This is a genomic window from Limosilactobacillus coleohominis, from assembly GCF_016901675.1.
Taxonomy (GTDB): Bacteria; Bacillota; Bacilli; order Lactobacillales; family Lactobacillaceae; genus Limosilactobacillus; species Limosilactobacillus intestinavium.
The window spans coordinates 1-14,509 of sequence record NZ_JACJKU010000013.1; the positions used below are offsets into that span (position 1 = coordinate 1).

The following is a 14,509-nucleotide window of genomic DNA, read 5'->3' on the forward strand; positions in this document are numbered from 1 at the left end:
AGTAAAATAAAAGAGTCACATACCCTAAAAGTATGTAACTCGTAAAACTATACCAATTTAGCGAAAATTTCACGATTTTGTTAAACCAACACTAAATGATGTAGAGCCTTCAAACTCTAAACGGATCTTTTTCTATTGAACTTCAAATCATGCCATTATTTCAAATGATGGTCTGACTTAAATTGTTGAATGTTAGCCTTAGTAGGATTAAGGTTTAGCCATTCATTAGATAAGAATGCATCATTCATGTGGTAATTTGGCTGTGGTTGTTTCTTTTCCAAGAATGGAGCAGTTTGACGGTCAAAATCAACCCAACCGGCCCATCCAATATGGATGGTATCTTGCATAAACCCATTTTGACCACCCTTGTGAGAGTAGTCAATGATGTTGTTAAAGCCTTGGGAACGTAATTGAGTTTTAATCTTCCGAACAGTCCGGTAATACATTGGCATAGACATACCAGTGTGCTTTTCCCACTTAGCGTTAACAGGCGTAATCATAAAGATGACATTAGTATTAGTCTTCTGTAATTGATTTAGCACGACTTCTAAGTCTCCATATTCTGGAGATTTAGTATAGTCAAAACGCTTTTGTGATCCAGCTGTCTTCTTGATTTGACCCCGCATTCGTTTGTTGTAGAACGCGTTCAAGACACCAAAACGGTTATTATTTGATGCTCGATCATGTTGCTTAATAGCAGTAGCGGACAAATCAGCATAGTTTAATTGTTCTGGTAATAGTTTTGTCTTTGGTTTGATTCGTGTATCATAGTTATCCTTGATGAAGAACCCTGAAAAGAGGTTATCTTCATGATGCAGTAAGGTTAACTTGGTGCGAATCACAAACCGATCCCAATTATTGAGGGATTTCCCTTTACTAATTTTATCGGCATAACTAACGACTGAGCCATTGTCACCAAGCAACTGAACTAACCGCTTAGCAGTATAACGGTCGTATGGTGAATTTGGATTAGCCTTTTGAAGCCACGTTAAGTTAGCATAGGCACCATTATAGTACTTGAAGGCTGATGGCATAACGCCTCGTTTAACAAACCATTGTGGGGAAATGACGAAAACTGCTTTTTTATTTTGCATTTGATCGGACATCATTGCCATATTAAATAGTTGTGGTAATGATTGAGTTCCCCGTGAACCAAACATAAATGGACGGTAGGAATGGTACTTAGCAGCCATCACAGCCGGATGATAACGATCCATTCGGTTAAATTCACTCGAGCCAAAGTAAGGAACATACTTGGTATGTTTGCCACTAAGGGCTTGAACTTTCAACGACCGGTTTTTAAATACCGTTGGACTTAAAGAAACAGCGGCCCGTTGCTCGGTTTTGGCTGAGTGGTGTCCTGACCATGGGAGACAAAAGAATACCAAGACCAGGATGGCAGCGACAATCACTGGGCCAAAAATTGACCACAGTTTTTTCTTGTTAGTCATTTTGTAATTCCTTTACCCGATCAGCAATCTTGTCAACAGAACTCCAAGCACTCCGGTCAAATTCGGAAACTGGAACTTGAATATCAAATTCATCTTGTAATGAAAGTAAGAATTGAACAGTTGCCATTGAATCTAAAAGGCCATCAGCGTATAAGTCAGCGGAAGTGTCAGAAAAATCGCTTGCGTCACGACCAGTTGCTTGTGCTAATAAATCTTGAATTTGTTCTTTCATGATAATTCCTCCAAATTAAAATAATAATTTACTTCATTCCTGCGGGATTGAACCACAGCGTGTTCAAGAAACCGCAGAAGATTAAGAAGCCAAAGACTACGAAATTAAAAGTAATGAATCCAGCAATAAACTTGGTGAACTTAGTGGTCTTAATGTGGTAGTGCTTTCTCTTATAACGCAACCACCAATCATTGATAACCAATGCTAATCCATGTAAGAAACCATAAAGGATATAGTACCAAGTTACACCATGCCAGAATCCCATGACAACCATGTTTAACATGTAGGCTAGAGAAGACAGTACATTACGGTTTTTGAACCACCGTTTCTTAGTAGCAAGGAAAACGAACCGCATGAAGATGTAATCACGGAACCAGAATGATAAAGACATATGCCAACGATTCCAGAACTCTTTAATGTTCTTGGAAAGGAATGGCTTATTAAAGTTCATTGGGGTTTCGACACCCATGATGTAACTAATGGCCACTGCAAACAGAGAGTAACCGGCAAAGTCAAAGTAAAGGTTACCGGTATAGACATAGGCGACTCCGACTACCCACCATGATAAGTGAGGGGCATGGGCCATTGCTTGTTGTTCAAAGAATGGCTGCCAGCGTTGCGCAAAGAAGTAGTCAATTACGAATTTGTACACAAATCCGATAAATAGGTACAGTACTGCTTTTTGCAACATGCTCAAGTACTTTTCACGACTTGGGACTTTTTTATAGTCTTTTGAGAATCGACGATAACGGTCAATTGGACCAGAAGTAATAGTTGGCATGAATGCCATAAACCGGATAAACTTCCACCAATTAATGTCTTTAACGGCACCATCTCGCGTTTCAATAATCGTTCCTGCAGCTCGGAATGTTAGGTATGAAATCCCTAAGAAACCAAGCAGGGAGTTATGACCAACCATTGCAGGCGTAAACTTCACGATGATGATCGTTAGTAGTGATAGAACAACTGTTATGTAAAATACTAAACTGTTGTTTTTCTTTTGCCGATAATGGAAGTACCACATTACCAGACATGTCTGATAAATGATATAAACGATCAGTGATAAGGCTTGTCGGTAGTCCTGTCCATCAAACATGAAGAAGATGAAAACAAAACTAATTAATGCTTCATACCATTCAAATCGTTTACCAAAGTAAAGACCAATTCCCAGTGGAACCAATGCTAACAGAAGGTAAATAAAATAGGTAGGCGTACCATACGCTGAAAAATTAGGTAAACTTGCAAACCAATTAATCATTATTTATTAGCCTCCGCGATCAGTTCCTTAACGGCAATTTTACCGTTGGCTGAAGTTGGATAACTGTCAACATAGATAAACTGGGTTGGCATCATGTAATCCATGATCTTATCCTTTAAACTATCACGAATTGCCTTGGTGAGTTCAGCATCGGAATCAAAGTCGTTTGGTTGGGCGATTACGTAAGCAATGAGGTGAGTTGCCTTGCCATTCTTATCATATTTTGGAACGGCAACTGCTTGCTTAATATATTCACTGAGTTCCAAACTGGAACGAACTTCGTCAAGTTCAACACGGAAACCGTGAAGCTTAATTTGGAAATCCATTCTTCCAATGATATGGCGTAATCCATCCGCTGTAATGTAACCAGCATCACCAGTTCGGTATGATTGTTGACCGTTAAACTTGAAGAAGTTTTTAGCAGTCTTTTCAGGGTTATTTAGGTAACCAGCAGCTACACTATCACCTGAAATAATAATTTCGCCATGCTTACCAGGTTCGGTAATTTGTTTGTCACCATCCCAAATAGTAGTGGTAACACCAGGTTTGTCGTAACCAATTGGTAGCCGCTTGGCGTCCTTTAACATGTCCTTGGTGATCTCACAACTAGTAACGGCAACAGTGGCTTCGGTTGGACCATAAGTATTGTAAATGTGAGCATCTGGGAACTTTTGGAATAACCGTTTGACGGTGGATACTGTCAATTCTTCACCACAGAAAACAAATTTTTGTAGGTCAGGCATCTTCTCAGCATTGAAATCCGGACTTAATAATAATAGTTCGGCAAAAGAAGGAGTACCAAAGAAGACATTAATCTTTAAGTCAGGTAGGACCTTGAAAAGTTGTCCAAAGTTTTGCACAACTTTGACCGGGATAGCTTTGACTGTTGCCCCAGATAACATTCCTACTAACCAGTAAAAATGGGAAATGTCAAATGAGAATGGTGGTTGTCCTAGGAAAGTTGCTTCCCTTGGTAATTTGAAGTCATCACCAAGCATCCAGTTAGCAAAAGTAGTGATGTTGTTGGCACTGATTTCGATTCCCTTTGGAGAACCAGTTGTACCAGAAGTAAAGAGAATGTAGAAAGGTTCGTCCCCTTTAACTTCATGGTCTAATGAGTATGGCGTGTGATTAGCCATAATCTTTTGTAATTCAAATAGGTTGAGGATTTGACCATCATAGTCAAGCTCTTGGTCAGGAAAATCATCGACAGCCACGACCAATTTAGGCTTAGCGGTGTTAATAATCGATTGCATTCGTGGTAGCGCAGAGCCAGTTTCAACTGGAATATAAGCATGTCCTGACTTTAAGCCACCTAAGAAGCCAGCGACCATTTCAAATTGATGATCCCCATAGAACATAATGGGACTGCCGGCTGGAATATTACTGTTATCTAACCAAGCAGCAAATGAATTTGAAGCATCTAACAAGTCTTGATATGTATGGGTAGTGCCCATTTCGTCAAAATACACTTTGTCGAGATGTTGCTTAACCACTTGATCAATTTCTGGAACAATGTTTGTAACCAAAACTCTTTCCTCCATTAAAATTCGTTATAAATGAATGGGGCTTGTCCAGCGCCAAAATAACCATAAAGGTAAATTAAGGCAACTAGCACAATGAAATAGAAAAGCGTCTTTAATATGAACGAAGAGGCAGGATGCTCTTTGAGCGCTTTAATCATTAAATTAATCCGTCCTTTCTTGATAGCTATTCATTTGTGATCCATCTATACGCATAATCAGTATATAATCTTTGCCAATGAAGTAAATTAGTTTGAATCTAATTTACCTATTTTTAAAGAATATCAACCGATATTATACCGCATGAAACAAGGGAGTGTAAACGAATTTTAGCGACTTAGAGGTTGACATTTTAACTAAATTGTAGAATTACAAAAAGTCGATGAAAAAAAGAAAATAATTGATACTCATGAATAAATGGACTTTGCTATAATTAGCTTTAAACACAAACAAATGTTTGGAGGAAATGACGGGATGCGTTTTTTACATACAGGTGATTGGCATATCGGTAAGAATCTGGCTGGATACAATTTATTGGCGGATCAACATGCCACCTTTCAAGAAATTCGTAAAATAGCCCAGGATAAACAGGTTGATGCAGTTGTAATTGCGGGGGATTTATATGATCGAACCATTCCCGGTGAAGCCGCAATTCAAGAACTTACCAAAGAGTTAGCAACTCTGAATATTAAAGAACATTTACCGGTTTTAGCTATTAGTGGTAATCATGATTCTGCTACCCGCCTCGGAATAGGTCACCAGTGGTTTGTGAATAATGATTTTTATTTAAATACGAATTTTAGTGATGCTTTTCATCCTATAAATATTAAAGATACTCAGTTTTTCTTATTACCTTTTTTCGGCCTTCAGGAAGTTCGTAATTATTTTGCGGATGATCATATTCAAAATATTAATACGGCAATGCAAAAGATTGTTACGAAAATGAAGGAATCTTTTGATCCACAATCACAACATGTTCTAGTAGCTCATTTTTTTGCTGCTGGTAGTAAACGGACTGCTGAATCCGAAACGATGATCGAAGTCGGGGGTCTGAGTGCGGTGAATACTGATATTTTAAAAGATTTTGAGTATGTTGCTTTGGGTCATTTACATAACAAAAACGCACTTCATGAAGAACGAGTACGCTATAGTGGTTCACCAATGAAGCTTTCGGTTTCTGAGGCTCCTATGGAGAAGGGCGTGTGGATCGTGGATACAGATCCATTTGAAATACAGTGGGTACCATTAAAGCCAGTTCATGACATTCATGTTCTGGAGGATTCGATGGATACGTTAACTAATGAACAATTTGCTAAAAATTACGCAAAAGATGATTACTATGCAATTAAGTTAACAGATCGGGAAATCATTCCAGATGTGATGAATCGGTTACGTCAATATTATCCGCAAATTCTAAGCCTGAGTCGTAAATATGGTTTTAGTGACCCCAAGAGACATCAGCAATCAACCAAAACCCAGTTGTCTCCAGATAAATTATTTGAAGACTTCTTTCAGCAAACTATTGGTACTGAGATGAGTGCAGAACAGGAGAAAATAATGCGGAAAACGCTTGAAGAAGTAATGAAGGAGAATGATTAAATGCAACCGGTAAGCCTAACAATGCGGTATTTTGGGCCGTATAAAAATGAAACCATCGACTTCAGCGAATTAACAGGGACGGCTGTCTTTTTAGTGAGTGGTAACACCGGAAGCGGAAAAACTATCATCTTTGATGCAATGTGCTATGCCTTGTTTGGACAAACTACTAACGATCAGGATCGTGATGCAGCAGCATTACGATCAGATTTTGCTCCTAATGATCAAGAAACGAGTGTAACGTTCATATTTGAACATCAAGGAAGAACATATGAGGTCACTCGTAAACCAAAACAAGCCCTCCTTGGTCGTGGAAATAAGATAGTGGAACACAGTACTAAAGTCAGCCTGATTTATCCATTGGAGGATGAGCAGCCAACGGAGATTAGTAAGATTAGTGTTGCTAACGATTTTATTGAGAAGCTGTTGAATTTAACCCGTGACCAGTTTAAACAAATCGTGTTACTGCCCCAGGGAAAATTCCGTCAATTCCTAGAGTCGAGTAGTAATGATAAGGAAACTTTACTAAGGGATCTCTTTAATACCAGCTTGTATCAAAAGTGGGCGCAAGTTTTGAAAGATCGTTTGGCAATTCAGAAAAAACAACATCAAACAATAACAACTAAGATGATCACTATTAAAGAAAGCTTTCCTAATGTTGATCCTGGATTGTCAAATGATGAATGGTTAAAAGGCGCCTCACAAATAATAGAAGAACAGCAGGAAAAAGTAGGGAATATTTCCCGGGAAATAGAGCAACTTCAAAAGCAAACAACAAGTTTGAATCAAAAAATCGACCATCAGCAAAGATTAGTTGACGCTTTTAATGAACGAAAACAGAAGCAAGATGAATTAGATGAATTATTACAACAGTCTCCTCAAATGAAAAGGTTAAATAATGAAATTAATCATTTAACTTGGTTTCAGGAACATCAGAAGGCCTATCTTGACTACCTTCATGCAAAAGACGCTGTACATCATGAACAAAGGAAACTGCAGGAAAACGAATCACTGCTGGATCAATTGAGAAGTCATCAAAAGGAACTGAATACAAATAATAGTCGGCTAGAAGGACGGCAAACTAAAATTAATAAAATTAGAGAGCAAGAAACGGTCCTCAAAAACTTATTGCCACAGTACGAAAAAAAGGCCCAGCTAGTTTCGCTTGTAGCCAAACAACAGGCTGGTATTGAAAAGCAGCAGGCTACTTTAACAAAATACCAAACGACCATCCAAGACAGTAAACAACAGTTAGAACAAATTGATAATCAAATAAGTGACCTGGGAGATCTCACGGAAGAGAGCATCTTTCAGGAAAAACAGAAGCATCAGTTAGAAAATGTTGAATCGCTTTTTTATGAATACAGCCGACATCAAAAACAATTTGATAAATTGAAAGCACAAATTGATACCGGCAATGACCACCTAAGTGAAATCGACACTCAAATGGAGAATGCCCGTCAACGTTATGAAGACCTCAAGGATGTGCATGCCCGTAATGAAATTGCCCGATTAGTTCAAGACCTCAAACCAGGAAGTCCTTGTCCGGTATGTGGATCGAAAGAACACCCCCATCCAGCTCCGATTAACGATCAACAAGATGAAGTTTCTAGTGAAGAGGTCGATAAGGCTAATGAAGCTTTGATGAAGATCCAACAAAAACATGCTACTCAACAATCACGGTTAGAAGAATGGCAACATCAGCAAAGCCGTGAGACAAAAATGATGGATCAACAATTACATAAAATCAACGATATTATGGGGGCTGACTCTTCAACAGCGACCAATCTAAAGCAAACAGTTGATGAATTACGTCAGAAAGTCCAAAGCCAAGAAAAGGAATTGCAAAGTCATTTGAAATTGCAGCAACAATACAAATCAACAAAAGTAAAGCTACAACAAACGGTTGAGGATACGAAGGCAAAACTTGAAGATGCGAAAGCTGAATTTAATCATGCTAATGAAAAACAGACAGCTACAAGAGCAAATCTGCAAACAATTATTGATAATTTACCAGTAGCATATGCTGATCAGCACGAAGCAGAAGCTCAGCTAAATAAATGGCAAAAGAAAATTGATAAATTTGATCAACAGCAAAAAGATGTCCAGCAGCAACTGACGGCTATCAACGAAAAAATTGCTACAATCCACCAATTAATAACGGATAACCAGTCTTCTATTAAGGATTATCAAGATCAGTCCGCAGACTTAAAAAAGGAACTTTCCTTAGCGTTGAAAAAATATTCTGCTGATCAAGATTGGACTTTTTGGAAACAATCCAACAAAAAAGTTAAACAATTACCAGCGATGCAACGACAATGGCAAGAATATCAAACTAAGTGCACGCAACTAGATTCATTGCTTCAAAGGTTGAATGATCAAATTGGCGAACAGTCCTTACCTGATATTGATCAGACTCAAAAACAGTTAGCAATGCTACAACACCAGATGTCCGAGGGACAACAGAAAAAGGGTGAGCTACAAGGTAATTTGCAGTCATTACAAGATATTTACCAACAAGTCATTAGAATTCACCGTCAACAAAGCAATGAATTAAAGAAAATTCAAGATTTACAAACCATTAGTGATGTTATGAATGGGAACACTGATAGTAAATTAAGCTTAGAGCGTTATGTTCTCCAGAACTACCTGAACGAGGTGCTACGTGTTGCCAATGAACGCCTGGACAAATTAACTAATGGACGCTATGCATTTGTATTAAGCGATGATCAGGCAAAGGGTAATGGTACAAAGTGGAGCGGCCTAGAAATTAATGTTTATGATGACAACGCAGGTCAAGAACGTAGCGTTAGAACCCTATCAGGCGGTGAAAGCTTTATGGCTTCTTTGGCGCTTGCTCTTGGTTTGGGAGAAGTTATCCAAGAACGTAGCGGTGGGATCCAAGTGGATGCATTATTTATTGATGAAGGTTTTGGATCCTTAGATCAGGATGCGTTAAATCAGGCGCTAAACGCATTGCAGACTATCAAAGGTTATAAAATGATTGGAATAATTAGTCATGTTACAGAATTAGAGAATCAAGTGCCAAATCAATTACAAGTTATTTCTCAAAACGGGGTAAGTCACGTTAAGTATCCACATGAGATTAATAATCTCTAAATTAATTTAAATTAAGGATTGCTAATTTAAATTTAATGTAATATGATTAACTCGAATATTAAACACGGGTGCATTTTAAGTAGATCATCAGAGAGACAACGGCTGGTGAGAGTTGCCGATCGAAACTCCGGTGCATGAAATGTGGGCGGGTAATGCCGCACGGTGAATGGCCGTTATCCATTTCGAGGGTGGCATATTAATGCCAAACTTGGGTGGTACCGCGGAACCAGAGCCATTTCGTCCCAAAATTTTGAGGATGAAGTGGCTCTTTTTGATTGGAGGAGACAATATGCTAGATATTAAGAAGATTCGTCGCCAACCAGACTGGTTTAAGGAAAAGCTGGCTACTCGTGGAGTTAAAGCTGAAGAAATTGATGAAGTTTTAGAATTAGACCAAAAGCGTCGTGATTTACTGCAAAAAGTGGAAACATTAAAGGCACAACGTAATGAAGCTTCTAAGAAGATTGGTGAAGCTAAGCGGAATGGTGAATCAGCAGACGAAGCCATTGCAGAAACTCGTGATCTTGGTGATCAAATCAAAGCCTTAGATGAACAAGTAGATGCTAACGACAAGGTCTTTTATGATAAGATGTCACGCCTGCCAAACGTACCAAATGAAGGTGTGCCAGTTAGCCTAACTGAAGAAGGCTCTGTGGAATTACGCAAGGTTGGTCAAATTCGTGATTTTGATTTTGAACCTAAACATCACTGGGATGTTGGTGAAAACCTTGGTATTCTTGATTTTGATCGAGCTCGTAAGGTATCAGGTGCCCGCTTTGTTTACTACTTAGGATTAGGTGCTCAATTAGAACGGGCCGTTTACAACTTCATGCTGGATGAACACATGAACGATGGTTATACCGAAGTTCTACCTCCATACATTGTTAATGCTGAATCAATGTACGGAACTGGCCAGTTCCCTAAGTTTAAGGAAGGCGTATACCAAGTTAACGGCGAAGACATGACATTGATTCCAACTGCCGAAGTGCCATTGACCAATTATTATCGTGGAGACGTTATTCCTGAAAAGGAACTACCAGTTTATGTAACTGCCCTGACCCCTTGTTTCCGTTCAGAAGCTGGAGCAGCTGGTCGTGATACCCGTGGGTTAATTCGGATGCACCAATTCAACAAGGTTGAAATGGTTAAGTACACTAAGCCGGAAGATTCATGGGATGAACTTGAAAAAATGACAGCCAATGCTGAAAACATTTTGAAGAAGCTTGGTTTGCCATACCACGTTATTACATTAACCACGAGTGACATGAGCTTTACTGCATCAATGACTCATGACCTGGAATTATGGATGCCTGCCCAAAACAAGTATCGTGAAGTTTCAAGTTGTTCCAACTGTTTAGACTTCCAAGCACGGCGGATGCACACTCAATATCGTGATGCTGATGGCAAGCTTCATTACGTTCATACTTTGAATGGTTCTGGTCTTGCTGTTGGTCGGACGGTTGCAGCTATTCTTGAAAATTATCAAAACGCTGACGGTTCTGTAACGATTCCTGATGTACTAGTTCCATATATGCATGGTATTACTAAGATTACTAAGGAAAACGCGGTTCCATTCCGGAATAAACTTAATAAATAAATTACTGCCTTTGGTAAGCGAGAGCGCTATGTTACACTAAACATGTAATTAGCAAACTCGTGGCGATGACAGTTTAATAAAAATGACGCCACTATGTTGGCGTCATTTTTTAATTTTATATAGTAGAAGGAGATCACAATGCAATCAAAAACCCTGAAGTTAAAATGGATTGTGGCCGCTAGTCTATTAAACAATACGGGAGCTGCTTTGCTATGGCCGTTGACAACTGTTTACATGCACGAATATCTTGGCGAATCAATGACCGTTGCGGGAGTAGTTATGTTTGTAATGTCGTTGTGTATGATGGCCGGTAACTATTTGGGCGGGTACCTCTATGACCGTTGGAATCCGTACCAAGCGGCAGTCATCCCGGTGATTTTTGCGACGATTTCAGCAGTGTTACTAATTTTTCTGCATAATTGGCCATTCTTCGCAGTTTGGTTATGTGTGATTAGTTTTGCGGATGGTTCTAGTATTACCGTAATTAATTCGTATGGAACTAAAGTTAAGGGACAATCTACTAGATACGTTTTCAATATGTTGTATATGGCGATGAATGTTGGGGTGGTCATTGGTACATTATTAGTAGGTGTATTACTTCCTATTAGTTCTTCGATAGTTTTTACGACCACTGCAGTTTTTTACGGACTTTTTCTATTAATTACTGTCCTATTCTTTAACGTTCCGCTTGATCATCAAGCACATGCTCACCAATTAGAGAAAGAAACTCATCGAAGCAGTTCACATAACGTACATATTGTTTATGCTATTTGTACATGTTTGATGACAATTTATCTTAGTTATGTTTTGTGGGAGACAGTGATGTCGGTACGTATAACCAATATGCATATCCCATTTTTTGCTTACAGTCTTTTATGGACGATCAATGGTGGTGTCATTATGGTTGGTCAACCGCTAGTAAATAAATTAGCAAACTACATAAATGTCCGTAATCAAATCATTTGGGGGCTGGCGATATTTGCGAGCTCGTTCATTCTACTTATTTTTGCACGTACTTTTACGATGTTTGTCATTGATTTCTTGATTTTAACGATTGGAGAGATGACAGGAATTCCAGCTGTTCCGGCTTATATTGACCAGTTAACTGATCCGAGTGAAACAGGACACTACCAAGGACTGCCAAACGTTGCAATGTCAATCGGTCGAGCCATTGGGCCATTGTATGGTGGATTAATTATCGACCATTTCAATTATGAAATTCTTTTTCTCACAGTTAGCTTAATGATGTTCTTAACCTTGATAATAGTGGCTTTTTTGACACGATCAAAAAAAAGTAAAAAAATTTAGTCGAAAAGGGTTGTATTTTTTTTGACCTATGATATTATTATAGATGTCAAAAGGAATTGACCCGTTGGTCAAGTTGGTTAAGACACCAGCCTTTCACGCTGGTAACGTGAGTTCAAATCTCGCACGGGTCATTAGTAAAAGGCTACTTGTAATTGCAAGTAGCCTTTTTTTACGAATTCATCACATTTATGAGCTTATGGAGAATATAGGAGTATATAAATGAAATCGACAAAGAATTTGTTAGGACGCAGCGCTTTTGATCTTAGCGAGACAAAATATTTTGAGTCCGTTTCAGTAAAAGATATTGCCTCACATGCCCAAGTTGAACGACAAACTTTTTACTATTATTTTTCTGATAAGTATCAATGCTTAACTTTTTACCTTCAGCAATGGGGAAAACTCCTAGCAGAACGAGATGGTTCTACTAACCTTCAACAACATCTTTTAAATTTGCTTGATGTAATTCGTAAACATAAAGAAGCAATTATTCATATTACATATGGAGATCAAGGTTATTCACTTTTGAGCTCTTTTTTGGATACTGCACTAAATGAGTTTATTTTACAAAGTGAAGGCAAAAAGAAAACTGATACTCTTGATAAGGGTGCTCAGTTCTTTGCCTACGGTGTTCACGGCATTATTATTGAATGGATAAAAAAAGGAATGAACGATGAACCGTCTATTTTACTATCGAAAACGTTTCCATCATCTACAGAAAGTGTGGACCGTTTATTTTCAGAGTTCTAAATTCATACACTTTTTCAAAAGTGTATGTACCATCTTTTTTAGGGAACGTTTACAATAAAACTGTAATCAGATTAAAGGATCCCTGATTAATTTGTTATTCCTGCTATCATTAGTAGCGCTCAAATGATAACAGTCAATAAATGTAGGAGATGGATTATTTTGGCTGAAAATAAACAAGAAGCCAAAGACCTAAAAGCGGTTAACCAAATTACTGGTTTCCAATTGTTCTCAATGACCACTTCAATGGTTATGACCGTTTATGGTTTCGCTTCATTCGCTAAGCAAGGCGCTACGGCGTTCTTCTTCCTGTTCTTAGCTGGTATTTTATGGTTCTTACCAGTTACTCGTGCCGCTGGTGAAATGGCATCAGTTGATGGCTGGTCCAAGGGTGGTGTTTTCACCTGGGTTGGTCAAATGTACAGTGAAAATTCTGGATTCACGGCTTTGTTCTATCAATGGGTCCACATTACTGTTGGTATGAACACCATGATGATGTTCATCATTGCCTGTTTCTCAGCAAGTTTGAGTTTACCAGCAATGTATGACAACCTTTGGATTCGTTACATTTTAATTTTAATCATTATTTGGGGACTTATTGCACTGCAACAACGTGGTACTAAGTTCACTGGTAAGATTGCACAATGGGGATTCACACTCGGTGTTATTATTCCTGTATTCTTCTTACTCTTCCTGTTTGCAGCTTACCTGTTAACTGGACACCACATGTTAATTACTATTAACTGGCACACAATCTTCCCACAAACATGGTCTGGTAGTGTTCTAGTTGGTTTTGTTCCATTTATCTTAGCATTCTGTGGTGCCGAAGGTTCTGCTCCACACGTTAAGAACTTAAAGAACCCTAAGGCATACGCCAAGGTTATGCTTGCATTATGTATCGCTGCTATCTGCTCTGATATCATTGGTTCTATGTCAATCGCTGCTACTATTCCTAACGACAAGATTCAATTGAGTAATGGTATCGTATTTGCTTACGGTTCATTAGCTTCAATGTTCCACATGTCTGGTGAATTTGTTCAACGGTTAACTGGTATTCTGTTAGCGCTTGGTGTTCTTGCCGAAATTAGTAGTTGGGTTGTTGGTCCTAACGCTGGTATGCACGAAGCTGCTAAGAAGGGTTACCTTCCAGCACGTTTTGCTAAGTCTAACAAGAACGGTATCGGTACTAACGTCATGATTCTTCAAGGTATCATCGTATGTATCGTTGGTGCATGGTTAACATTTGGTGCTGGTGGTTCTAAGAACGATATCAGTTTCCAAACTGCTATGAGTTTAACTGTTGCCATCTACATGTTAATGTACTTAATGATGTTTGCTGCTTACTTCCGTTTGGTAAACCGTCACGACGACTTACACCGGACTTGGGTTGCATCACGTTCTAAGTTCTTGAAAAACCTTTACGCAATTGTTGGTTTCATCTTGACTGCATTTGCCTTAATTGTCACCTTCTTCCCACCAAAGGGTTACTCAGTAGCACAACAACACACTTACCTGATGCTGTTGGTCGTTGGGTTCGTAATTGTCTTCTTAGTTCCATTTGTAATGCTTCGTTACCATGCTAAGTGGACTAAGGACGTTAAGGATGCAGGTCTTTACGACGAAGACTAATTTTACAAAATAAACACGACTATATCTCAGATTGAATAGCCCTGAAAGGGG

At 38.7% G+C, this 14,509-nt stretch carries 11 protein-coding genes and 1 tRNA gene; 7 read left to right on the forward strand and 5 right to left on the reverse strand.

Features of this window, described 5'->3' with window-relative positions; translation table 11 throughout:
- Positions 1-155: 155 nt before the first annotated feature.
- The 5 genes from dltD to H5975_RS02330 are packed head-to-tail and all read right to left on the reverse strand — an operon-like array spanning position 156 to position 4,625.
- Positions 156-1,451, reverse strand: a complete 1,296-nt coding sequence (gene dltD, locus H5975_RS02310) for a D-alanyl-lipoteichoic acid biosynthesis protein DltD (RefSeq protein WP_204784718.1) — start codon at positions 1,449-1,451, stop codon at positions 156-158.
- Positions 1,444-1,683 (reverse strand): D-alanine--poly(phosphoribitol) ligase subunit DltC, encoded by a 240-nt coding sequence (gene dltC, locus H5975_RS02315; RefSeq protein ID WP_239459554.1) that lies wholly within the window; start codon positions 1,681-1,683, stop codon positions 1,444-1,446. The genes dltD and dltC overlap by 8 nt, the downstream gene beginning before the upstream one ends.
- 28 nt (positions 1,684-1,711) lie before the next feature.
- On the reverse strand, positions 1,712-2,941 hold the full coding sequence (dltB, locus tag H5975_RS02320) for a D-alanyl-lipoteichoic acid biosynthesis protein DltB (protein WP_204784719.1): 1,230 nt from the start codon (positions 2,939-2,941) through the stop codon (positions 1,712-1,714).
- A complete protein-coding gene (dltA, locus tag H5975_RS02325; RefSeq protein WP_204784720.1) occupies positions 2,941-4,470 on the reverse strand; it encodes a D-alanine--poly(phosphoribitol) ligase subunit DltA in 1,530 nt (509 codons plus the stop codon). Before dltA ends, dltB begins: the two co-directional genes overlap by 1 nt.
- A 14-nt stretch (positions 4,471-4,484) precedes the next feature.
- Positions 4,485-4,625, reverse strand: coding sequence for a teichoic acid D-Ala incorporation-associated protein DltX (locus tag H5975_RS02330; RefSeq protein ID WP_178661144.1), 141 nt, complete (start codon positions 4,623-4,625; stop codon positions 4,485-4,487).
- A 313-nt stretch (positions 4,626-4,938) separates the two neighbouring features.
- On the opposite strand from H5975_RS02330, the gene H5975_RS02335 reads away from it, so the two are divergent.
- The 7 genes from H5975_RS02335 to H5975_RS02365 all read left to right on the forward strand — a co-directional run bounded on the left by H5975_RS02335 (position 4,939) and on the right by H5975_RS02365 (position 14,458).
- Positions 4,939-6,063, forward strand: a complete 1,125-nt coding sequence (locus tag H5975_RS02335; protein ID WP_204784721.1) for an exonuclease SbcCD subunit D — start codon at positions 4,939-4,941, stop codon at positions 6,061-6,063.
- Positions 6,064-9,180 (forward strand): AAA family ATPase, encoded by a 3,117-nt coding sequence (locus tag H5975_RS02340; RefSeq protein ID WP_204784722.1) that lies wholly within the window; start codon positions 6,064-6,066, stop codon positions 9,178-9,180.
- 289 nt (positions 9,181-9,469) lie between these two features.
- Positions 9,470-10,777 (forward strand): serine--tRNA ligase, encoded by a 1,308-nt coding sequence (serS, locus tag H5975_RS02345; protein WP_204784735.1) that lies wholly within the window; start codon positions 9,470-9,472, stop codon positions 10,775-10,777.
- Between the two features lie 138 nt (positions 10,778-10,915).
- Positions 10,916-12,085 carry an MDR family MFS transporter gene (locus H5975_RS02350; protein WP_204784723.1) on the forward strand — a complete coding sequence of 390 codons (1,170 nt, stop codon included), beginning with the start codon at positions 10,916-10,918 and terminating at the stop codon, positions 12,083-12,085.
- A gap of 58 nt (positions 12,086-12,143) precedes the next feature.
- Positions 12,144-12,216 (forward strand) — tRNA-Glu (locus H5975_RS02355).
- Between the two features lie 88 nt (positions 12,217-12,304).
- Positions 12,305-12,832 (forward strand): TetR/AcrR family transcriptional regulator C-terminal domain-containing protein, encoded by a 528-nt coding sequence (locus H5975_RS02360; protein ID WP_204784724.1) that lies wholly within the window; start codon positions 12,305-12,307, stop codon positions 12,830-12,832.
- 159 nt (positions 12,833-12,991) lie between these two features.
- Entirely contained in the window at positions 12,992-14,458 is a 1,467-nt protein-coding gene (locus tag H5975_RS02365) for an amino acid permease (protein ID WP_204784725.1), read from the forward strand.
- The last annotated feature ends 51 nt before the right edge of the window (positions 14,459-14,509 follow it).